Annotated in this window: 19 protein-coding genes; 1 reads left to right on the top strand and 18 read right to left on the bottom strand. The window is 57.0% G+C overall.

Annotated features, from left to right (window positions below; translation table 11 throughout):
- The 13 genes from A3H92_02440 to A3H92_02380 form a co-directional block, all read right to left on the bottom strand.
- Positions 1–1,011 (bottom strand): hypothetical protein, encoded by a 1,011-nt coding sequence (locus A3H92_02440; GenBank protein OHC75553.1) that lies wholly within the window; start codon positions 1,009–1,011, stop codon positions 1–3.
- Positions 1,011–2,198: a hypothetical protein gene (locus tag A3H92_02435; protein OHC75552.1), complete on the bottom strand. Its 1,188-nt coding sequence runs from the start codon at positions 2,196–2,198 to the stop codon at positions 1,011–1,013. Before A3H92_02435 ends, A3H92_02440 begins: the two co-directional genes overlap by 1 nt.
- 192 nt (positions 2,199–2,390) lie before the next feature.
- On the bottom strand, positions 2,391–4,241 hold the full coding sequence (locus tag A3H92_02430; GenBank protein ID OHC75551.1) for an asparagine synthase (glutamine-hydrolyzing): 1,851 nt from the start codon (positions 4,239–4,241) through the stop codon (positions 2,391–2,393).
- A complete protein-coding gene (locus A3H92_02425) occupies positions 4,229–5,173 on the bottom strand; it encodes a hypothetical protein (protein ID OHC75550.1) in 945 nt (314 codons plus the stop codon). Before A3H92_02425 ends, A3H92_02430 begins: the two co-directional genes overlap by 13 nt.
- Positions 5,170–6,231: a nucleoside-diphosphate sugar epimerase gene (locus tag A3H92_02420; protein OHC75549.1), complete on the bottom strand. Its 1,062-nt coding sequence runs from the start codon at positions 6,229–6,231 to the stop codon at positions 5,170–5,172. Before A3H92_02420 ends, A3H92_02425 begins: the two co-directional genes overlap by 4 nt.
- Before the next feature lie 2 nt (positions 6,232–6,233).
- Positions 6,234–7,478 carry an SAM-dependent methyltransferase gene (locus A3H92_02415; protein ID OHC75548.1) on the bottom strand — a complete coding sequence of 415 codons (1,245 nt, stop codon included), beginning with the start codon at positions 7,476–7,478 and terminating at the stop codon, positions 6,234–6,236.
- Positions 7,479–7,482: 4 nt separating this feature from the next.
- Entirely contained in the window at positions 7,483–7,917 is a 435-nt protein-coding gene (locus A3H92_02410; GenBank protein OHC75547.1) for a hypothetical protein, read from the bottom strand.
- Complete coding sequence (locus tag A3H92_02405; protein ID OHC75546.1) at positions 7,907–9,448, bottom strand: radical SAM protein; 1,542 nt, start codon at positions 9,446–9,448, stop codon at positions 7,907–7,909. Before A3H92_02405 ends, A3H92_02410 begins: the two co-directional genes overlap by 11 nt.
- Positions 9,449–9,460: 12 nt before the next feature.
- Positions 9,461–10,174, bottom strand: coding sequence for a glycosyl transferase (locus A3H92_02400; protein ID OHC75545.1), 714 nt, complete (start codon positions 10,172–10,174; stop codon positions 9,461–9,463).
- 46 nt (positions 10,175–10,220) lie between these two features.
- Complete coding sequence (locus tag A3H92_02395) at positions 10,221–12,107, bottom strand: hypothetical protein (protein OHC75544.1); 1,887 nt, start codon at positions 12,105–12,107, stop codon at positions 10,221–10,223.
- Positions 12,108–12,228: 121 nt separating this feature from the next.
- Positions 12,229–13,137, bottom strand: coding sequence for a hypothetical protein (locus tag A3H92_02390; GenBank protein ID OHC75543.1), 909 nt, complete (start codon positions 13,135–13,137; stop codon positions 12,229–12,231).
- A complete protein-coding gene (locus A3H92_02385) occupies positions 13,127–15,019 on the bottom strand; it encodes an asparagine synthase (glutamine-hydrolyzing) (protein ID OHC75542.1) in 1,893 nt (630 codons plus the stop codon). The genes A3H92_02390 and A3H92_02385 overlap by 11 nt, the downstream gene beginning before the upstream one ends.
- 1 nt (position 15,020) lies before the next feature.
- Positions 15,021–16,736: a hypothetical protein gene (locus A3H92_02380; protein ID OHC75541.1), complete on the bottom strand. Its 1,716-nt coding sequence runs from the start codon at positions 16,734–16,736 to the stop codon at positions 15,021–15,023.
- A 52-nt stretch (positions 16,737–16,788) separates the two neighbouring features.
- On the opposite strand from A3H92_02380, the gene A3H92_02375 reads away from it, so the two are divergent.
- Entirely contained in the window at positions 16,789–17,682 is an 894-nt protein-coding gene (locus A3H92_02375) for a hypothetical protein (protein ID OHC75540.1), read from the top strand.
- Here the strand turns inward: A3H92_02375 and A3H92_02370 are convergent.
- The 5 genes from A3H92_02370 to A3H92_02350 all read right to left on the bottom strand — a co-directional run.
- Positions 17,660–18,607 (bottom strand): phosphoglycerate dehydrogenase, encoded by a 948-nt coding sequence (locus A3H92_02370; protein ID OHC75539.1) that lies wholly within the window; start codon positions 18,605–18,607, stop codon positions 17,660–17,662. The two genes, A3H92_02375 and A3H92_02370, sit on opposite strands and share 23 nt — an antisense overlap.
- A complete protein-coding gene (locus tag A3H92_02365; protein ID OHC75538.1) occupies positions 18,604–19,293 on the bottom strand; it encodes a phosphoglycolate phosphatase in 690 nt (229 codons plus the stop codon). Before A3H92_02365 ends, A3H92_02370 begins: the two co-directional genes overlap by 4 nt.
- Positions 19,290–19,538, bottom strand: coding sequence for a hypothetical protein (locus tag A3H92_02360; protein ID OHC75744.1), 249 nt, complete (start codon positions 19,536–19,538; stop codon positions 19,290–19,292). The genes A3H92_02365 and A3H92_02360 overlap by 4 nt, the downstream gene beginning before the upstream one ends.
- Positions 19,539–20,239: 701 nt before the next feature.
- A complete protein-coding gene (locus A3H92_02355; GenBank protein OHC75537.1) occupies positions 20,240–21,004 on the bottom strand; it encodes a 3-deoxy-manno-octulosonate cytidylyltransferase in 765 nt (254 codons plus the stop codon).
- Positions 21,004–21,766: oxidoreductase (locus A3H92_02350; protein ID OHC75536.1), on the bottom strand; the 763-nt coding region annotated here is incomplete at its 5' end. The genes A3H92_02350 and A3H92_02355, both read right to left, overlap by 1 nt.

Genomic DNA, 21,766 nt, shown 5'->3' with positions numbered 1-21,766 from the left:
TTACTTTTGATAAATCATGAAGCGGGCGGATCCGAAAAAATAAAACAGCATCGCCACGACAATACACGCGCCTGACAGCGACGGCCATATCCACCCCATGGCCGCCGTGACCGCCGACACAATCAAGGCGAGGTCGGCGACAAGAACAATGAGGGCTACGTCGGAATGCTTCAATCCCTTCTGAACGGCGCGCTGATAGAAATGTTCGCGATGAGCCTGCCAGACTTTTTCGCCGCGAAGGGCGCGGCGCATAAGGGTTACGGTGGCGTCGGCCAGATAATAAAGGGGAAGGATCAAGGCCGCCGCCCATTGACCTTGGGCGGACAGCGCCAATAATAACCAGCCCAGCAAAAACCCCAGGGTGACGCTGCCGACGTCTCCAAGGAAGACCTTGGCCGGACGCCAGTTCCACCAAAGAAACCCAAGGGCGGCGGCAGCCATGGTAAGGCCGTAGGAGGGGAGCGGTTCATGGAGATCGGCGAAGAAACCGACAAGGGCGACGCCGGCGCCGATGCAGGCGGCTTCAATTCCGGAGATGCCGTCAATTCCGTCCATGAAGTTAAAAAGATTGATAAACCAGACCCACAGCAGTCCGGCGGCGAAGGAATCAAGCGCCCGGGGCAGAAGTCCGGCGAAATAAAGACCGTGATCCGGGGCGACGCTTAGAACCAACGCAACGGCGGCGGCCTGGCCTAACAGCCGCCAAACGGGAGACATGCCGTTCAGGTCGTCATGCCAGGACATTAAGGCAAGCGCCAGGGCGCACCCGCTTAAAGCCGATATTTCGGTTGTATTGTCGGTTCCGGTTAAACCGATATAACTCCAGACGGGAACCAGGACGATGACCAAAGCCCAGCCTCCGCCGCGAGGGGTGGGCGCCGTATGACTGCTGCGCTCATTGGGGCGGTCGAAGACGGATCGCCTGCGAAGGATACGCAGGATGATATGAGTGGCGAGCAAGGCGGCGGCGAAGACGCCGATAAAAAGAAGGATGGGAAAAAGCCGGTCCATCAGCCCGGATTCTCCATATTTTTTTCGGTGACTAACGCCGTGGCAAAGGCGGCCGTCAGCCAAAGAGACCCCTGCCACCAACTGCTCCAGATGCCGTAACTTACATATGTGATAGAAAGGGTGGAAAAGAAGGCGCCGTAACCGAAGGCGCGAAGAACAAGGTCGTCGCATTTACTCAGGCGGCGGATAAGCGCCCGCAGCAATACTACCAGCATAATTGCGCCGACTGCGCCGAATTCCAGCCATATCTGAAGAACGACGCTGTGCGGATGAAGCGGAATCGGTTCGAGAGTTCGGGACCCATGGTTTAATACAGGGTATGTTTTTTTGTCCTTTTCGGAAGAAAGGGCGCGTGACGAATTAAGGCCTTTGCCTAATATCGGCGTTTCCTGAATATAATCGGCGGCAAATTTCCAGATGAAAATTCGAGGATATAAGGATTCGGGTAAATTATATTCCTTTACTTCGAAGTCTTTCGCGCTCGGCAGAAGGAGAGAAAACAACGGCATGGCGAACACGCTGACGATAACCAGGGTCAAGAAAATTCCGGCGGCCCGCTTTTGAAAGGCGATGGATATCAGGAATGCGGAAAAAGCGACAATGCCGGCAAGCGTTGATGATCCGCTGCCGCTTTGAAAGTTAATGAACAAGGCCGAGGCGAAAAGAAGGGCCGCGCCGGTTCCGGCGCCTTTTTTCCACAGCGCCCCCATGGCCGGCCACAGCATCAGCGCCGCCACGGTCATGCCGCTTTTATAGTAATTGGCTTGAGTGTAATCGATAAGAACCTCGCGTCCCTTTGTGATCTTCCAGAAGGCGTGCGTCAATGCCAGGGGGGTGAAAATTTCTATGGCTAACACGGCGTAGCCGACACAGGCGCCGATGATCAACGCGCCTTCAAAAAAGCGCCGCTCATCATCACGCAGCCGGGTTGCCAGGGAAATCAAAACCAGTCCGCCCAGAAATGTTCCGGCAAGCGGTAGAGACAAATGCAGGCTATTTTCCGGAGCGATGGACCAGATCGAGCTTATGATCCCCCAAATAACAACTACGGCAAAAAACACCAGGGAAGATTTCGGCAAATCAGGCCATGAGCGTTCCTTGATGAAAAATAACGTCAACCCGGAAATTGCGGTTGCGACAAACAGCGCCGCCACGGCTTTCGACATGAAGAGAGCAAAGGGGATCATCAGCAATGACGATGCGCCGAGAACGTGACCTGTATGAATCCGGGGTATCTTCATATCAATTCCAAATCCTGAAATGCCATTTCCCCTCCTTACCAAGGAGGGGCCAGGGGAGGTTGCTGCAACGACCCCCTCTAACTCCCCCTTGAAGCAAGGGGGAGGATTTTTCAGAGTCATTTTTTACGGCCATCGGTATTATTGTGCGCTTCGCCATACATCAAGCACAAGCAAAGCCCAAACTTTCAAGGAATGGTCGCGGTTTCCCCGCCGATGCTCGGAAAGAAGAGTCTCCACCGGCCCCCATTCAAGACCCAGCGCCGCCATGTTGGCCGGGGTGATCCGCTCTTTTACCATTTCCTTCAGGTCGGTCTTGAGCCAAACTCCCATGGGAGGATTGAACCCTCTTTTCGGAGCGTCAACGATTTCATTGGGCAAAAGGCGGCGGGCGACGGCCTTCAGCAGGCCTTTCATTCCGCCGTTTACGCGAAGGGATGGGGACAACATTCCGATATGCTCCACCAAATGATGATCGATCAACGGCAGTCGCAGTTCCAGCGCGTGTCTCATGCTCATGGCGTCGCCGTAAGCAAGAAGATTGCCGGGAAGAAATGACAGCAGGTCGGTTTGCTGCATGGCGTCCAGGGGATGGGAAGACGGCGCCTGCAGGAACAGATCGTTGATCGGGCTTGGCGGCGCTTCGTCCGCTCCGAGGAGCAGGCGGCGTTCTTCACGGCTGAAATACTCAACCCATGAGGCGTACATTTCGCCGTCGGGATGGTTGGCGCCGGTTAAAAACTCCCGCGCCCGGCGCAGGAAATGACGACCGTCGGCGCTTTCGGGGATAAGGCATGACGCCGGTTCGATAATGCCGCGTCTAAGCCATTTCGGAAGGCGTCGGTACTTTTGGGCAAGCAGCCCTCCTTCGTAGCGGGGATAGCCGGCGAATGTTTCGTCGCCGCCATCCCCGACCAGGGCGACGGTGACATGTTCCCGCGCTTTGCGCGACAAGTCATGAATCAGCAGCGCCGTCGGGTTGCCGAAAGGCTCGCCGAAGCCGGCGACGCAATCACTCAGCAGATTCACTAATCGGGAGCTTGCCGGAAGCTCGGCGTGACGGCTTCCTATATGCGAGGCAACACGGCGCGCCGCCGTTCGCTCGTCGTAGGCCGCTTCATCGAAGGTCATGGTAAAGGTGTGAATGGGCGCCGCCCCTTGCCGGCGCGCCTCTTCGGCCATGAGGGCGGCGATTACCGAACTGTCGATGCCTCCGGAAAGGAAACACCCGACAGGCACATCGGACACCATGTGCGACACAACGGCTTTTTTCACTAACGGCAGCAGTTCATCAATCGCATCGTCCACGGCAAGCAGGCGGCTTCCGTTAATCGAAGGGCGCCAGTACGGCTCCAGCGTAATTTTGCCGTTTTGCCATCGCAACAAATGACCGGGAGGCAGTTTTTTGATCCCGCAGTATATGGTGCGGGGCGCCGGAACATAAAGACAGGCCAGAAATTCAGATAACGCCGAGTTGTCTACGGCAAGATCAATGCCGGGATGACTCTTAAGGGCGTTGATCTCGGAGGCAAAAGCCAATTGACCGTCATTCAGATGAGCATAAACCAACGGCTTGACGCCTAAACGGTCACGGCACAGCAAAAGCTCTTTGGTTTTGCAATCCCAGAAGGCGAAAGAAAACATGCCGGTCAGGCGGCTGATTCCGTCCGGGCCGTAACGACGCAACAGATTAAGCAATACCTCGGTATCGCTCGTCGAGCGGAAGCGGTCTCCTTCGGCCTCCAGTTCGACGCGCAGTTCGCGGTAATTGTAGATCTCACCGTTATAGGTCAGGACGAATCGACCGCAATCGGAAACCATCGGTTGGGCGCCGCCGGGACCGGTGTCGATAACGGCCAGCCGGGTATGGGCGAAGCCGACGCCGTCGTCCCGCCACACGCCGTTGCCGTCAGGACCGCGATGGCTAAGTCTTTCACGCATGACGCCAAGGGTCTCGGCTTCAATATGCGTGCCGCCGGCTATTCCACACATGATTGTTGCGCCCTGGTCAAGACATCGACAACGGTGACGCCGAGCCGCAAGCCGGATATATCGCGCGACCCGGTTACGATGGCGGTTCTGAATTTATTGATGACCCTGTTCAACAGCGCTTCATTCTTTACCGTCAGCGGTTCTTTCGGCCCCAGGGTTCCTTTGGCCCCTTCCGGCAGGGAATGGCGCGTCAACTTGTCGGCGGACGTATCATCATAGACCAAGGCGCAATCATCAAAATATACGCAAAAATAGCGCCGGTTCGTAACAAGCAGGTTGCTGATGACAATCCCGGCGGAAAGTCCCTGTCCGAAATCAGCGTCAAGTTTCAGTGTTTCGCCGACGCCTTCTTTGAGTTGACGGGTTTCCGTTCTGGTTGCCGTGATCGCTTCCGGGGGCCGGCCGAGGAGGTCGCAGCACATGGCGATGTCATGAGGCCCCCAATCCCACAAGACGGACGTTTTCTCGCGGAACGGGCCTTGCTTGCCGGCCAGAGAAACAATGGCGCGTATCGGTCCGAGGCCTAATGCTTCTTGTTTCAAGGCTTCCCACGCGGCGCTGAAAAGATGGATGTGATCGACCATGACCAGGCCGCCGACGGCCTCGCATAAAGCCAGAAGTTCTTCGGCCTCTCTAAGGTCGACGGTCAACGGCTTTTCAATCAGAACCGGCCTTCCCGCCGATATCGCCGCTTTTGCTATTTCCGCATGGGTGTTCGGCGGCGTAGCGATGATGACGCCGTCCAGGTCATCGGCGTCGATCACTTCGCGCCAGTCCTCGGAAATTATGCAGTCCCTATCGACCAGGGTTCTGCTTTCAGGGTTTCTGCTGGCCAATCCGGCTAGACGAATCCCCTTCATCTTTCTGATGGTGCGAATATAATTGCGGCCCCAGGGGCCGGCGCCGATTAACCCGAGCCGAACGATTTTCACGCCTCTCCGCTATAGGTTGCGTCAGTCCAGGCGAAGAAACGGCGCAATCCCTCATCCAGGGCTATTTTGGGTTCATACCTGACTTGTAGCGTTGCCTTGCGAATATCGGGGCAACGGCGTTGGGGTTCATCGGCAGGATAACTGTCCGGATATTCGATGATATTGTATTTAATCTTGCGACCGATGACTTTTTCCACGCGCCCGGCCAAATCGATCATGGACACTTCGGGCTTGGGATTGCCGATATTGTAAGCCTCTCCCGGCACGCCGTGAACTATCACCCGCAAAAAACCGTTCATGGCGTCCGTGATGTAGCAGAAGGTGCGGGTTTGATCGCCGGAGCCGTAGATGCTCAGTGGTTTGTCCGCCTTGATGCGGCTGGCGAAGTTGGGCATGGCGCGATAATCCGTTTCCTGCATGCCCGGCCCGAATACGTTGAACGGACGGATGGTGTTGGTGCAGACGCCGTGCATTTCATGGAAAATATGGCACAAGGTTTCGCCCAGACGTTTGCTTTCATCGTAGCAGGCTCGCGGCCCCTGGCACGATACATTGCCCCGGTAGCTTTCGGATGTAGGGACATGCTTCGGGTCCGGATCGCCATAAATTTCGCTGGAGCTGAAGAATGTAAAGCGGGCCTGATTATGAACGGCCAACTCCAGCATGTTCTTGGCGCCGGCCACCGCTGTTTCGAGGGTTTCCAGCGGGAAGGCGCGATAGTAGAACGGACTCGCTATGCCGGCGGCATGAATGACGTAGTCTATTTTATCCTTTATTTCCAACGGCTTCGCCACATCATGATTGATGAACTTGACGTTTTGCATATCCGGGATGATGGAACCTTCCTTGCCGGCGGTAATCAAATTGTCGAGAACGATCAAACGGCAGGGTTTTTTCAGGACGTTGTCGTTCAGGTGGGCAAAGACTTCCATGAAGTAGCGGCCGAGGAAACCGCGACCTCCGGTCAGCAGGACGGTTTTGCCGGTAAAGGCCTCGGCGGAATCTCCCAGACTCCCGGCGATTTCGGCGACATCGGATGGAATGATAAAATCGGTCATTTTTAAATGATCCTGATTGCGGGAAGAGGAATGATAAAACGCCCCCCTTCGCGGGAGAATGATTGGTGTTTGCTTATTATCGGTTCGGCGAAGTTCCAGGCAAGTATCAACAGATAATCGGGCTTACGTTCATAAATAGCCGCCGAAGGAAGAACCGGAATGTGAAATCCCGGCGAAAAAAGGCCTTGTTTCAAAGGACTGTCATCGACGATGAAGTCTATAATATCCGGACCCAGGCCGAAGTGATACATCAACGTGGTGGCTTTGGCGGGCGCTCCGAATCCGGCGATGGTTTTTCCGTCGCTTTTCAAGCGGCGCAGCAGGGAACCCAATTCTCTCTTTTTTTCTTCTATTTTGTCGCCGAAATCAACAAGCGTTTCGACGCGATCCAGTTTCTTTTCTTCTTCCAGGGCGATCATTTCGCCGACCGACGCTCCCGCCGGATGTCCGCCGTTTTTAAGTCGGGCGATGCCGCGAAGCGATCCGCCGTGGCTGTCGGTGCGCAGGGCTTCAATCATCTCCATGCCGTTGGCCGTGAAAAAACGCCTGAGCGGTTTTACCGAATGATAGGCTAGATGTTCGTGATAGGTCATATCAAACAGGGTGTTGTCGACGACATCCGCCAGATAGGAAACCTCAAATGAAAAAACGCCGTTATCGTCGAGGAGTTCCCGGACGCCGGCGGCGACGCCCGTCAGGTCGTCGATATGGGCGAACACATTGTTGGCGGTAATTATCGCCGCCCGCCCATGTTTTTCACGGATGCGCAAAGCCTGATCCGGGGTGAAAAATCCGGCTATCGTCTCGATCCCGTCTTCGGCGGCGCGTCGTGCGATGTCCGTGGCCGGGTCGATGCCCAGCACCCGCATTCCCGCTTCCTTGAAGAATTTCAGAAGGGTTCCGTCATTGGAGCCGATATCCACCGCCAGGCTTTTCGGCGAGGGCGCAAACCGCTTCAGAAGATCGGCGGCATAATCACAAAAATGAGCGACAAAGACCGGCGAGGTTCCCGAAACGTAGACATAGTTCTCAAACAATGCCTTGGGATCGACCACGTCAAGCAATTGCACATGGGCGCAATCGTTACAGAAAAACACATCCAGCGGGAAACATTCCTGTTTCTCGTTCAGCTTGTCCGCCGTGACGAAGGCGTTGGCGGGGGGCGTCGGCGTCAGCTTGAAGGCGGGGACAAGGTTGCCGGAACCGCACAGACGGCAAGTTTCACGCCGATGACAAAGATCGCTCAAGTGATTATGTCGCTGCCGGGCTTACCAATTCGATGCGTTCGATGTCGGCCTCGTAAACTTCCTGTCGGCGGGAATTGCGGCCCAGCGTCAGGAACACCGTGTCCTCCAAAAAGACCATGGTGTGATCAACCTGGGGCGGGGTGAAAAACTGTTGTCCTTGCCTGATGATAACCTTATCCGGTTTCCCGCCGCCGCCGTGCGGACGATGGTGATATTCAATCATCCCTGTAATAACGTAGCAAAAATGCCAATCGGTCTTGTGGTAGTGGTTGGCCCGCACCGTGCCTTTCTTCGAGCTGATGAGCACCGCGCTCTCCATGGGCAGATCGACCAGAGGCTGAATTTCGCCCCGTGCGTCGGCAAACGGCTTTTCCATAGGCACGATGACGGTTTTAGGCCAAGCGGCCTTTTCTTCTTCGGTGGGCGGCTTAATGGTCATTTTCCGACGGTCCTTTCCTGGCCTTCTGGTAGGCGGCTTTTCGGGGCGGGTTATTTATAAAATCATACTGCGGCCAGCGGTCCTTGGCGTAATATTGAGACATCAGCGTCGAGCGCGACGCCGGCATCATGAAAAACTTCATGGCGTAGTAAACGTCCCAGAAGAATTCTCCGGTTCTGAAGCCCCGGATCAGACGCCTGAGGGCGAAGGCGGGGTTATAGAAAATGGCCCGCTTGTAGGCGATATCCATGTATTTGCGGATCGTGTCGTAAGTCAGGTATTGATGGGCGAACAGCGATTCGTCGGTGTAGAAGAAATAACTGTCCCAATTGAAGGTCTTGACCAATCCCTTATCGGCGTAATTCTGGAACATGGCGGTTCCCGGAAAGGCGATGGTTACTCCGAACTTCATCATATCCAGAGGAAGGCTGCGGGCATATTCGATGGTGTCCATCATCGTTTCCTCGGTGTCATGGGAAAGCCCTAAAAGCATTGATCCGCAGGTGTCCATGCCCGCCTTGCGCGCCTTGTTGACGGCGATCTGGCCTTGTTCGATCGAGGCCCGCCCCCCCTTGCCGAATGATTTTAGAATGCCGTCGTTGCCGCTTTCAAAACCGAAGTTGACCCGGTAACATCCCGCCTTGTTCATTACCTTGAACATATGATCGTCAGCGCTTTCGACGCGAATGCCGTTGTGACAGGTCCAGATCATGTCGGTATCGGCCTTGATGATGGCTTCGCTTACCGCCGTCGCCCAGTCCTGGTCCGAGGTGAAAATATCGTCGGCCAGCCAGAATTCCCTGAAGCCCAGGTCCCTCATGCGTTTGACTTCTTCGGCGCAACGTTCGGGAGACTTTTTCCGATATCCCAGTCCCGTCGTGTTTTTGCTGGCGCAGAAGTCGCATGTGAAAACGCAGCCGCGTGAAAATTCGGCGATTGTTACCGGCCGGCGCTTGACCAGGATGCGGGAAATGCGGTGATAGTCGTTGGTATCATAAAGGTCCCACGCCGGCATGGGCAGATCGTCCAGATCCTGGATCAACGGCCGCAGTCCGGTGCTTATGATTTCATCCCCGGATCGATAGTAAATTCCCTTAACGTCGGCGGGGTTCGAGGCGTCGCAGTAGTCGGCGAAAGAGTAATCGGCCTCGCCGACGAAAACGGCGTCCAGCATCGATTCTTTCATTGTTTCCATGGGAAGAGCGGAAATATGGGGACCGCCGCCGACGACTTTAATGTCTTTGGAAATATCCTTTGCCAGCACGCTGATGTCGCGAAGCTGGTTCATCAAGGGAGTGGTGGCGGTAATGCCGACGATATCCGCTTTTGATTCCAGGATTTTGGCGCGGATCAGCCGGTAATCGTAGGGTCGCCAGGAAAGATCCAGAATCCCGACATGGTGTCCTTGCAGCTTGGCGACGGCGGCGATGGTGGCCAGGCCGAGGGTAGGGTGGATGGGATTAATGATGCCGACCTTGGTCCCGCCATAGGACGGCTCATAGGACGGATTGATCAACAGGACGTTCGCCATACTCGGGATCTGTCAGCGGAAGATATTATAGCGAAGTATGCAGAAAATCGCCCGAAAACCGTCTTTCCAGCCGATTTTTTTACCTTCCTGATAGGTGCGGCCCGTATAGCCGATGCCTACCTCGAAAATCCGGGGCGCCGGTTTGAGCCGGCTTATTTTCGCCGTGATTTCCGGATCAAAACCGAACCGGTTCTCCTCGATTGATATTTTTTCCAGGACTTCGCGGCGAAAGACCTTGTGACAGGTTTCCACGTCGGTAAAGCTGAGATCGGTGAACATGTTTGATAAAAAGGTCAGAAATTTATTGCCGGCGGTGTGCCAGAAATAGAGGACGCGAACACATTCTCCGCCGCGAAAGCGCGACCCGTATACCACATCCGCTTTTCCATCGAGTATCGGCCGCAGCAGCTTCGGATATTCGCCCGGATCATATTCCAGATCGGCGTCCTGGACGAGGACCACATCGCCGCGAGCCGCAGCGAACCCGGTGCGCATCGCCGCGCCCTTTCCCTGATTTTTCTCGTGGCAAATCACTTGAATGCGGGAATCTTCGGCGGCCAGGGCTTCGGCTTTTTCGCGGGAGCCGTCTTTGGAGGCGTCATCAACGATGATCAGGTTCGGCTCCATCCCGCAGCAATCAGCGCGAAGAACCCGCTTGACCAGGGATTCCAGGGTCGGCGCTTCATTGTAACAAGGGATCACGATGCTCAGGGATTTGACGGACATGGGATGCTCTCTTCGACGGCAATGAACTGATTACTAGACTTTTTAGTCACGGGAGGCAATCCGCGTTAAGTTTAAGAAGGTCAAAGGCGGCCTTGGAAGACATGGTTTCGGAAAATGTTCTGGAACCGATGCCTTGGGTCTCAAACCTGTTCAACAGTTCAAGACAATTTGTGTGACTCAACAGATCAAGGGATCGGGGGGAAAGTTTTTTTTCTCCATCATTGCTTCGGCCGACGAGCACATGGGTGATCCCGGCGGCCTTCAATTGCCGGAACAGGATGGCGGGGTCTTGTTGTTCTTCCCGCGTGTTGACGGCGGATTGGGTGTGGGGAGAACTGAACAGATAAGGCATTTCAAGAAAATAAAACAGTTGCCGTTCGCCGATAAACAACTTGTCTGATCTGGAAAGATGGGCGTTTATCCAAGGGACGGGCGCATAGTTTTTGACATTTCGGAACAGAAAGGATTCACGACTCTCGTTGCTCATAACGTAGCGCAGGTACTTGATCGAGAAAACGACTTCTGTGGACATTTGAAATAAAACGGTCGCTGAAACGGCGGCGGCAAGCGGCCATCGAAAACGACCTTGCGAGGAAAACCGCTCGGCGGCGACGGTTAGACAGATCAACAACAAGGGCAGGACCGGCAGCAGGTGGCGAACCCGTTGCGAAGGGCCGCTGAAGAACCACAGGGCATAAAAAAGAAAGGCGATGATTCCGTAAATCAGTAAGCGGCTGCCGAGGACGCGGCTACGGAATTTCCAAATTCCCAACGCGGCGAAGGGTAAAACAAGAAGCGCGAATGGTCCGAGGCCGACGAATTTGGCTTCAATTATGGAAGGGGAATCAAGAGTTGCCTGAAAGGGAAAAAGAAAAAACCAAAAAAGCGTTCGCGGCAACGGACGGTCATAATTCATAAAGACCTGCCGGTAGAAAAGATTCTGCTCCTTTGACCAAAGAAGCAGATCGTCCCGTCCCAGCCATTGGAAAAACATCGGAAAGAAGGGGTCGCCGGTATTTAATCCGTTCCAGGCGTACCATTGGAAGCCGGCGGTCAAGGCGACGGCGCTGAAAACAAGGCCATGAATCAACCAACGTCGTTGCGCGAGAAGGGTCAGGCCGCAAGCGACGGCGAACAGCAGACCGAGATATTTCGATCCTCCATAGAAGCCGACGGCGAGACCGGCGAGCATGGCGTAATTCAGGCGTCCGCTTTCCAGGGCGCGGGCCGCCGCCCAGGCGGCAACCATGACGAACATGGCTAATCGGGCTTCAATCTGGCCGGTTCCGGCGCCGTAAATCATCGCCGGCGTTGTTAAAAAAATCAGTGTTACAGCCAGCGACCAGTTGCGGTTGAGGTGATGGCGGCAAAGAACAAACAGCAACGCCGTCGCCGCCCAGCCGGAAACCATGGTCCATAAAGTCAGGGCTTGTTCGCCGCCGAGGGCCAGGGCGGGCAGATAAGTCATTTGGGTCAGGTAGGGAATGGCCCCGTCGCCGGGACGAAGAATAAAGACAATCCGTCCCGCTTCGAGGAAATGTTTGACCGCCGTAAAATGATAGGCCAGGGAGTCGGCATCTCCCGGCGGGGAAAGGCCTTCAGCCAGGTCAAAAAGCAATGCCGTCAGAATCAGCGCCGACAATCCCCGGCCGACGCCGTCGAGACGGCCGGTCGGTCGGGGCAATCCTTTTTGCTTTAATAAAATAATGCCCGATGAGCCGGCGATCAGCAGACCGAACAACCAACCTTTGTCCAGTAACCCCAAAAGACCCAGCGGAAAGATCAGCCAGCCCAACATGCCGAAGCCGGCGACGAAGGCGAAGGCGGCATGTTCGCCGGGCGTAAACTCATCACCGATTCTAAGCAGCTTCAAGACAACGGCGCCCAGCCCCAGGCAACACAATATCTCAAGCGTAATGACGCCGAAGGCCATCAGATCAGCCCTAAAAGTTTGAGAAGCGGACCGGCCATGTCCCTGTACTGAAAAAGATAGGCGCCGAAGGCGATCCCCAGCCAAAGCCAAAGCAAGACGGCGGTCAGTTTTTCCCGATTCATCATTTTTCCAGAAAGCGAGGACGTTGCGGCGGCGGAACAAAAACAAAGGCCACCGTCATAGAGAACAGTAAAAAAGGTAATTTCAGTAATAAAACCAACAGCGCCGTGAATTTTCGTTGTTTCACATAAACCTGAACGGCTTCGTAATGCACGGCGAAAATGCGAAACCACAGGCTGTAAATCGCCGAGCCGGGATGTTTTTTCAGGTCCGGGGCATAGCGCCCGGCGATTTTCAGGCAACAGGCGAGGCGGCGTTCGGTATTGCTCATGATGCCGCCGGGGGTGACGTGGTAGCGCGACAGGGGTTCGTCAAACACCAGAAAGCGGGTGCCCGGCTGTTTCAGCAGGGCCAGCCACATTTCAAAATCTTGCCCGTTTTTTAAGGTGGGATCGAAGCCTCCGGCGGCGATAACGGCGTCGCGCCGGGTGACGACCGTACAGGTATCGAGATAGCCCTTGCGGTAAAGGGAGACAAAAGGCGCTCCTCCCTCCCGGAAGCGGCGGGCGCCGTCGATCAGCGATTCCTTGCCGTTTTCGACGATCAAACCGTTGTGAGCGACCAGCAGGTAATGGCCGTCCTCTATGTGGGCCAGACTGCGGGCGAGTTTTTCAGGCAGCCATTCGTCATCGGCGTCAAGGAAGGCGAGTATGGGCCGGGAGGCTTCGGCCACGGCCCGGTTGCGGGCCGCTCCCGCCCCCCGATTGGATTGACGAAACACTTTCAGCCGGACGCCGTTCATCCGGGGTTCCAGGGCCAGCGCCGCCTCACAGGTTCCGTCATCCGAGCCGTCATCGACGACGATTGCTTCATAGGGCTTGAGAGTCTGGGCGGCGACGCTCACCAGCGCCCTGGCGATGGTCTTTGCGGCCCGATAGGCGGGGATGATCACGCTGACTTCAGGCGGCATCGGCCAGGGCCTCCAGACCATCTTCGGGAGGCTCGGCGAGGAAAGGCCCCTCTATATGAATTCGTATCGACAATTCCAGCATCAGCAGGGAATAGACCCTGAAACCGTGAAGGTCCGGCTTCGCCAGCAGCCGTTCTATGCCTTGCGCCGTCCACCATCCCCGATCAAGGGTCTCGCGCCGGGTCAATATCCTTCGCGCCGATGAGGCCAGACCGGCTTTCAGCCAGGCGGGAACCGGCGAGGCGAAACCCTGCTTGGGGGCGTTAAGGACTTCTTCCGGCAGGAAGGGCGCGGCGATGGCGCGCTCCAGGCCTTTTTGTCGCCCTCCGGGGGTGCGTAATTCGGGCGGAACCGCCAGCGCCGCCTCCACCAGCCGGTGATCCAGGAACGGCACCCGGCCCTCGACGCTTACCGCCATTGATGTCTTGTCCAGCAGGGTCAGCAAATCTTCCGGCAGATAGGTGTTAAGCTCCGCATAAAGCGCCGCTGATTGGGGGGGGCCTTGGAATTCGGCGAAAAATTCATTCTGCGCCGGGGTCGGCGCCGTCATTTTATTGCCGATAAGGCGGCGCATGGGGCGGGGAAAGTGGGCGCCGTGCTGGTGGAGATAGTCGCCGCGATTGTCGTTGAACAAAGCCGCCCGTTGAAGTTTCCAGGCGGTCATCGGCGAGACGAGGCTGGCGACAGGCTCGATAACGCCCTGTCTTAACCATTCGGGCAGCCGCAGATAGCGGGCTTCGACGGGCAGGCGGAAATAGCGGCCATAGCCGGCGAACAACTCATCGCCGCCGGTGCCGTTGAGGGCCACCGTTACATGCCGGCTGAGAAACTTCTCGATCAGATAGTTGGGCAGAAGAGCCGCGTCATTCAACGGTTCTTCGCAATGCCAGACAAGCTTGGGCAGATAGTCGGCCGCCGCGCCCGCCGGTAATCGGAACCGGGTGTGATTGGTGGCGTAGCGCCGGGCGATGCTTTCGGCCAGCGGCGCTTCGTCAACGCATGATCCTTCAAAGCTGACCGTGTAGGTGTTGAGGGGGGCGGCGGATTGTTCGGCGGCCAGGGCCACCATAAGCCCGGAGTCGATGCCGCCCGACAGCAGCGCTCCCAGGGGAACGTCGCTTCTTAACTGGAGACGAATGCTGTCGCGGAGCAGGCCGAGCAGATGCTCGCCGGCTTCGGGTTGCGATGTCGGCATATTATTCGCCGCCGTCGCCCGCCAATAGCGTTCTGTTTTGATAGAGCCGTCCGCCGCCGCCGTCATCATATGTCCGGGACTGAGCTTGTTGACGCCCAGGAACAAGGTTTGGGGGGCGGGAACGTAGCCGTGAGCCAGATAGGAAGAAACGGCGGCCTCGTTCACCTCTGGCTTTATCAGGCCGGAGGCGAACAGGGCCTTTATTTCCGACGCGAAAAGAATGCCGCCTCCGGCAAGGCGCGTCCAGTAGAGCGGCTTGACGCCCAGGCGGTCGCGGACCAGCAGCAAGCGGTGGTCCTTGCGATCATAAAGGGCCAAGGCGTAAATGCCGTTGAGGCGGTGAACGAAATCGACGCCGTAACGAGTGGCCAGAGGCAGCACGGTTTCCATGTCGCCGTTGGTTTGGTAAGGATAATTCGCTTCTTCCCGGCGCAATTCGATGTAGTTGTAGATTTCGCCGTTGCCGAGAAGGACGCGCTCCCCGCCGTTTTCGACAATAGGTTGGTCGCCGGTCGCCAGATCGATGATGGCGAGGCGCGTGAAGCCGGACTGAAATCGCCAGTCAGCGCCGGTGAAACGCCCCGTTCCGTTCGGCCCCCGGTGTCTCATGACGGCAAGCATGGCGTCGATGGCGGCCTCGGCTATGGGCGCTCGGCGGGGCAGAAAAAGTCCGGCGATGCCGCACATTCTACAAAGCCTCCACGGTGAGGGTGGAAGACCAGGGCAGTCCGGCTTCGTCGTTGATTTCGATAACGGCGATCAATCGCCCCTTGCCGTAGGCCGACCATTGAGTCGCCGGTCGCAGAACCGGGTCGGCTTCCCCGGCGGACAATCTGAACCGGCGGTTGTCGCCGGTGAGGATAACGCTGCTTTTGTCCTTTGCGGCGGCGAGGGGGGTATGGAAAAGACGGGTGATTTTACGCGCCGTTACGCCGTCAACCCGGTCGTCAATGATCATGGCGGAGTCGGAGAATCGCCAGTTTCGGGTGAGGGCGCCGACGCCTCCAAGCCGGGTGAATCCGTGATGATTTAGGGTTACGCTGTTTGCGTCGCGGTGCAGTTCGGGGGGCGGTCCGCCGACGAGTCGCCTGAAACGGCTGTCGTAGAAGGGCTTGTTGGGAGGATAGGGGTCTTTATCATCCACCAGCAAGGTATTGTGGGCGCGGGCGGAACGGTAGAGGGCGGCTTCGCCGCTGTCGCCGTAAGCTCCCCGGCCCGGATCGACGAAAAGCGGCTCGTTCAGGTAATGCAGTTCGAATCCGCCGCAATCCTGATGGCCGTGTCCGGGCATTTGCGACCAGCCGCCGGGGGCGGCGTGCCACAGTCCGCTCCATGGGCCGAAGCCGGCCTTCAGCCAGCCGGCGGCCCGGAGGTCTTCGCTGAAGGCGCCGAGGCAGGACTCCCGCAGGTTTATCAGGGCGTCTCTTGAATCTTCGTCCAGCAGGGAAACCCAGCCGCCTTCTCCGGCGATCAGCCCCGACAGGAAATCAGGCGGACAATCAGGCGAGATGTCGCCGATCAGGGGAAATCCCCCCGGCAGAACGAGGTGAGGAACTGCCGACAGCGCCTTGCCGGTAATTTTTCGGAAAGGCCCTTCCTCCGCTCTCTTGTGGAAACGGGCCGCCAGCCATGCGTCGGCGTAGTTTCTCGTCGCCAGCAGATGATAATGACTGGAACCCTCGCAGAGGATGCCTGACGCATGAAAGATGCGCGGCGCCTCCTCCAGCATGATCAACGCTCCTCTCTCGGCGCAAGCCTCCAGCCCGAGGGCGAGGCCGAGAAGATAAAGTCCGCGCCCGTTGTTGGACAGGTGATTGGAGGTATGGTGATCGCCGAAGTATTCCAGGCGGGCGGCGATGGCCGGGCCGTGGGCCGCTAACACCGCCAGCGTATCTTCCAAGGGCTTCGGCAGTCCGCGCCGACGGCCGAAATCGAGGATATTGACGGCCCGCTCGGCCGCCGTGTACGGATGCCAGGGCCAACCGGCGGCGGGCGTTCCGTATTGCTTGCGCCAAGCACTCCAGATTGCCTGAACCCAGGCGGGGTCGACATCGTCTCCAAGCAGCGGCAGCCAGGCGAACCGATGCACGGCCAAAAGGGCTTCCGTGTCATTCAGGGGCCTGTTGAACAGGGTTTCCTCGCCGCCCGGCGTCAGCTCTATGGATTGTCCCGGCAGTCGGATACTGATCGAGGAAGACGGGGGCGGGCAGGCAAGTTCCCGGAAAGCGACGGGCGGCGCGGCGGCCTCCTTTGCAAGGGGGGGCATATTCTTAAGGTAAGGCGGATGATGCGCCGTGAAGTCCGGCGCTTTGGGCGACGCGCCGAGCGCCCTGGCGATAAGCCAGCGCCGCAATACGGGATCGGTTATTAACTGACGGGCTTTGCGGATTAAACTGTCAAACATGGCGATTTGCTATAAGTAGACCATATTCCTTGTTCTTCGCGGCGCATATTTTATGACCAAGCAACATATTCAGGCCTTTTGGCATTCCCTTTATGAGTCTCTTTATGAGGACATGGACAGGGATTTGACGCACGACGCCCTGCTTAAGGCCATTGACGACACGGAAGACATGTTCCGCTTGCGAAATCACATGGCCGTAGTGGAAATGCCGCTGGAGCGGCTGGCCGGCAAGCGAGTCCTTGAGGTCGGGCCGGGCGCCGGCGGCCATTCGGCGCTGTTCGCTCGTCACGGCGCAGAGGTCATCGCCGCCGATATCACCTGGAAGCGCGCCTGCTCGACCGCCGCCAAGTTCCGCTTGCTGGGGGACGGGGCCAAGGGCTGTTACGCCGTGCAATCCGATGCCGAAAACCTGCCTTTCGCCGACAACCATTTTGATATCGTCTATTCCAACGGCGTTCTTCATCACACCGATGATACGTCGCTTGCCGTCAACGAAGTGTTTCGCGTGCTCAAGCCCGGAGGAAAAGCGGTAATTCTGCTTTATTGCAAGAGTTCCTGGCATTACTGGATCAACATGCTGTTTTGCCAAGGCCTGCTTTGCGGCAAGGCGTTCAGGGACGCCGACTGGCTCGGCAAAGCAACGGAGTGGGGCGGAAAGAACCGGCAAACCGTAAAGAACCCCATTACTCGATGCTACACGGCGGGCGGCGTCAGGAAATTGTTCGGTCGTTTTCAGGGGCTTACCTTGCGTAAGGGAGAGTTCTACTTTTATCTGATTCCCAAGCTGGGCCGGATTTATCGCCGCTACCAGATCAGCCGCTATGGAAAGCATCCGGGGGGCGTCCTTGTTTACGGCGAGCCATGGCCCATCCAGTCGCCTCTTGAATTATGGCTGGGCCGCTTTATCGGGTTCGCCTGGTTCATCAGCGCCGAGAAACCGGATTAATTTCGGGTACGCAATTATCGTCCAGTCCGTTAATGGCGGCGCGGCCCATGCTGAGAATCGCTTCTTCGGAGCTGCCGCCGATATGGGGCGTGGCCAGAAAATTGGCAAGGGCGAGCAGTTCCGCGTCTTCCGGCGGCTCGACGGCGAATACATCAAAGGCGGCGCCGGCCAAACGGTTCTCCTTGAGCATGGTTTTCAGCGCCGCTTCGTCAACCAGGCCGCCCCGCGCCGTGTTGATCAGAATCGCCTCCGGCTTCAACATCGATAACCGCTCGGCGCTCAGGATATTTTCGGTAGAGTTGTCCAGCGGCAGGTGCAGGGTGACTACATCGGCCGTTTTCAGGAGCTTTTCCAATGAGGTCGCCTCGATGCCGTGTTCGGCGTAAAATTCGGCAAAATCGAGGATGTCGTGAGCCAGCACCCGGCAGCCGAAAGCCCGCAACAGGCAGGCTAAATCCTTGCCGATATGGCCGCAGCCGATAATACCGACCGTTCGGTCGGTTAGTTGTTTTCCGGTCAGGGCGCGCCAGCCTCCGCCCGCAACCTCATTATGCAGCAAGGGGATGTTGCGAAGCAGGGCGATGGCGAAGGCGATAACAAGTTCGGATACGGAACGTTTGTTGACGCCGCCGGTCCAGCCAAGCCTTATCCCGCGCCGCGCCATGGCCGGCAAGTCAATCATATCGAGGCCGACGCCATACTTGGAGATCGTTGTTAATTCGGGCAGTGAAGAAAAGACGGCATCATCGAGTGTTTCCAGGCCCGTAATGGCTTTGTCATGTCCCTTAAGAAAGGCAATCAATCGTTCGCCGTCGAGCTTCAGGCCGGCGTCGTTGAATGTTACGTTAACGTAACGCTTGCGCAGTTCGGCGCAAAGCGTTGAATTGCTTGAAAATGAGCGGGAGGTGACGGCAACGCGGCTCATGCGGTTTTAACCTTTTTGGTGATTCGTTGCAGGGTCGGGATCAGGTCGGAAAAGGTGTCAATGACGGCATCGGCGCACAATTCGGCCACAGGCGCATGGCAATAGCCGTAGCTGACGGCAATGGAGATGATTTCAGCATCATGGGCGGCGGCGATATCGGTCTCGCTGTCGCCGACCATGGCGGCGGATCGTAGGGACGCCCCCATTCTTTCCAGGGTTAATGTCACATGCCGGCCGTCGGGCTTGCGGTAAGGCACGCTGTCGCCGCAAGTCACCGCGCAAAAAAAGCGTTCCAGATCAAGCGCTTTCAGCACGGGCAGGGTGGCGGCTTGCGGCTTGTTGGTGCATAAGCCCATCAACACGCCGCAGGCGTCCAGAGTTTCAAGGGTTTCTATCACTCCCGGATAGATAACGGTGTGAGACGCGGGGTTCGTTGCGTAGTCGGAAAGATATTTTTGAAGAAATTCCGCCACCTGCTCCGAAGTTCCGGCCCTTCCGGTAAGTTTTAACGCCTTTTCGATTGTTGCGGTGGCGCCTTCCCCGATAAGGTTTTTCGTTTCGTTTAGCGAAAGAGCGCGGCGGCCGATTTGTTTCAGGCCTTGATTCATGGTCATATGGACCTGGGGAACGCTGTCGATAAGGGTTCCGTCAAGATCAAGGACAAGGGCGTTGATGCCGGTCTTCATGGGGATTCCTTGGCCATAAGCGCCAGACGATGCCATATGATCCGGTTTTTACCCCGCCGGTAGCTCCAGAACGGCGGTCTTTTGGAATAAAGCCACTGGCTCCACGGACAGATGGAATCATGCAAGATGCGGTCGGAAGGCCGCCACGGGTATTCATAAAAGCGGGATTCGGCGCCGTCATGAAACCGTTTATAGAGTTTGTTACAGCAATAAAATGTCGTTTCTTCGGCGTTATTGACGCGCAGGATGCAGAAGTATTCCGCAATCGCCGGCGCGGCCATTTCCTGCATGGAAACGACATTTGCCGCAACGCCGACAGGGGCATGGGCGATGACGGAGGCATTATCGGCCTGAACGGCGATAAGGTTGATTTCAGGAAGGCTCAGGGCCTCTTTCATTTCATTCGGCGCGGCGACAAGGGCCAGTCGTAAGCCGGGAACGGCCTTTTTCGCATAAAGCAGGTCCAGCAAAAGAGGCTTGGAGATATTAACGAGAATGGTTCGGCGATGAGGGGTCGCCAGAAGGAAAAGGGAAGACAAGACGCCCAGTCCATCGCCGATAACAAGATTGCAGTCTGTCGGATTGTCAAGATTGACATGGTGGCGGATGAGAGCCAGGGAAAGAACCTGACGGATCAGGTCATGGGTAAATTGACGGCCTTGGCGGCGGGCGATCATTCTTCCTAATTGTTCGCACTCTCTGTAGGTTTCGTAATGACGCCCCATGCGCCGGAAAGGCCATTGCAAAATCCGGTGCGCCGCGTTGTGAAGGGGACTCATCTTGGTCGAAATGTTGCCCAGCACGGTCGGGCCTTTTACGCTTCCGTCCGCTGCTATGGAGAAGGTCTTGGCCTCCTCCTCCCAATAGGCGGACCGGCTGCTTTCCGGGGCCTCGACTTGCGACGCCAAAAAAGCAAGGGCGTCATCATCCGTTAAAAGACCGCTCATCAGTACCGTCCCCACAAGGGGTCGTCCTTGATCACGGCTTCAACCAGGGCAATGTCTTGCGGGCTGTCCACCGATACATAAGCGCGGTAGGGAACGGGGGCGATGCGTTGCCGGAAGCCGTTGTCGCAAATGCGGTTGCTGTCACAGGATTCACTGATTTCCAGGGGCGATTCAGGAGTGGAGGTGAACCATTTGAGGAACTTCCGGCGAAATCCGAAAATGCCTCCCACCCGCAGGGCGCCCGGTTCGGCGGAAAATTCTTTGCAATAGGGGATGGGGCTGCGCGAGGTGTAAAGCACGTCGCCCTTGATGTCGTGGACGATCTTGACGATATCCGGGTTGAGGAACGTCTTTTCGTCGATAATCGGAACCGCCAGCATGGTTCCATTGATGTCGTCGTCTTCCTTGAGCGGCCTTATCACCGCCTCGATGACGTCAGGCCCCAGCAGCGGCTCGTCGCCTTGAACGCAGACCACTATGTCATCTGCGGAAATATTGATGCCGCAGGTTTCCGCCGCCTCGGCCACCCGGTCCAGCGCCCTGGTATGGGTGTCAGCGGTCATGATCACCGGGAAACTGCGGGCGGCGCCGAATTGGCGGATTTCCTCATCGCAGGTGGCGATGAAAAGGCCGTCCCACCCTTCGTAGAGCCGGGCGCGCAGGAAACAATGCTCCAGCATCGGTCGTCCGCAGATGTTGTGCAGCGGCTTGCCGGGAAAGCGGCTTGCCGCCATGCGGGCGGGAACGATGCCGATGGTTTTCATCAGTTTTCCCTTAATCCCCACTGCGCCTTCCATTTTGGATCGGCGCAGTAAATCTTGTAAACCAGTTCCATGGTCTTTCGCGCATCCTCGGACGAACCGTGGATAATCGCCGCATCGCTGAGAATGGCGTCGGCGAATTCGGCGATCTCATCGGCCCAGGACGGATCATCGACATAGCGGGTGATCTGCTCTTTGGGTTCGCCGGATTCGTCTTCGGCGGCCCGGGCCACGGTCATTGTTTCGTCACCGTAACTTTTTGATCCCGACAAAATGCCGCTAAGGGTTATCGATCCCCGCTGAAAGGCAATCTCCAGATTGAATTGATGGCGCCATTGGGTGGCCGATGAATGCAGCATGGCCACTTTGCCGTCCCTGGTGCGCATCAGGGCGTAGGCGTTGTCCTCTACGTCATGACGCCAGAAATCATTGGCGATGAAGCTGTGGACCTGTTCAAATTCTCCGGCGAACAAACGCAGCAGGTCAACCATGTGAATGCCCTGGTCGAGCAGCACGCCGCCGCCCGCCAGGGCGCGTTCCGTGCGCCAGGATGACTGGCCGAAGGTGATCAGCTTGGACTTGCCGTAAACGCCGCGCAGGTTGATGGCTTCGCCCAGCTCTCCCGAGTGGGCGATCCGCAGGGCGTCGCGCACCGAATCGTGATAGCGGTGATTAAAGCCGTACTTCAGTTTAAGGCCGGGATGGCGGCTTTCACAGGCGATGACCTCGGCGACATCGGAAACATTCCGCCCCGGAGGCTTTTCG

The sequence above is a fragment of the Rhodospirillales bacterium RIFCSPLOWO2_02_FULL_58_16 genome (assembly GCA_001830425.1).
Classification (GTDB): Bacteria; Pseudomonadota; Alphaproteobacteria; order Rhodospirillales; family 2-02-FULL-58-16; genus 2-02-FULL-58-16.
Note: the sequence above shows the minus strand (reverse complement) of the source record. Positions and strands in the feature narration are given on the sequence as shown.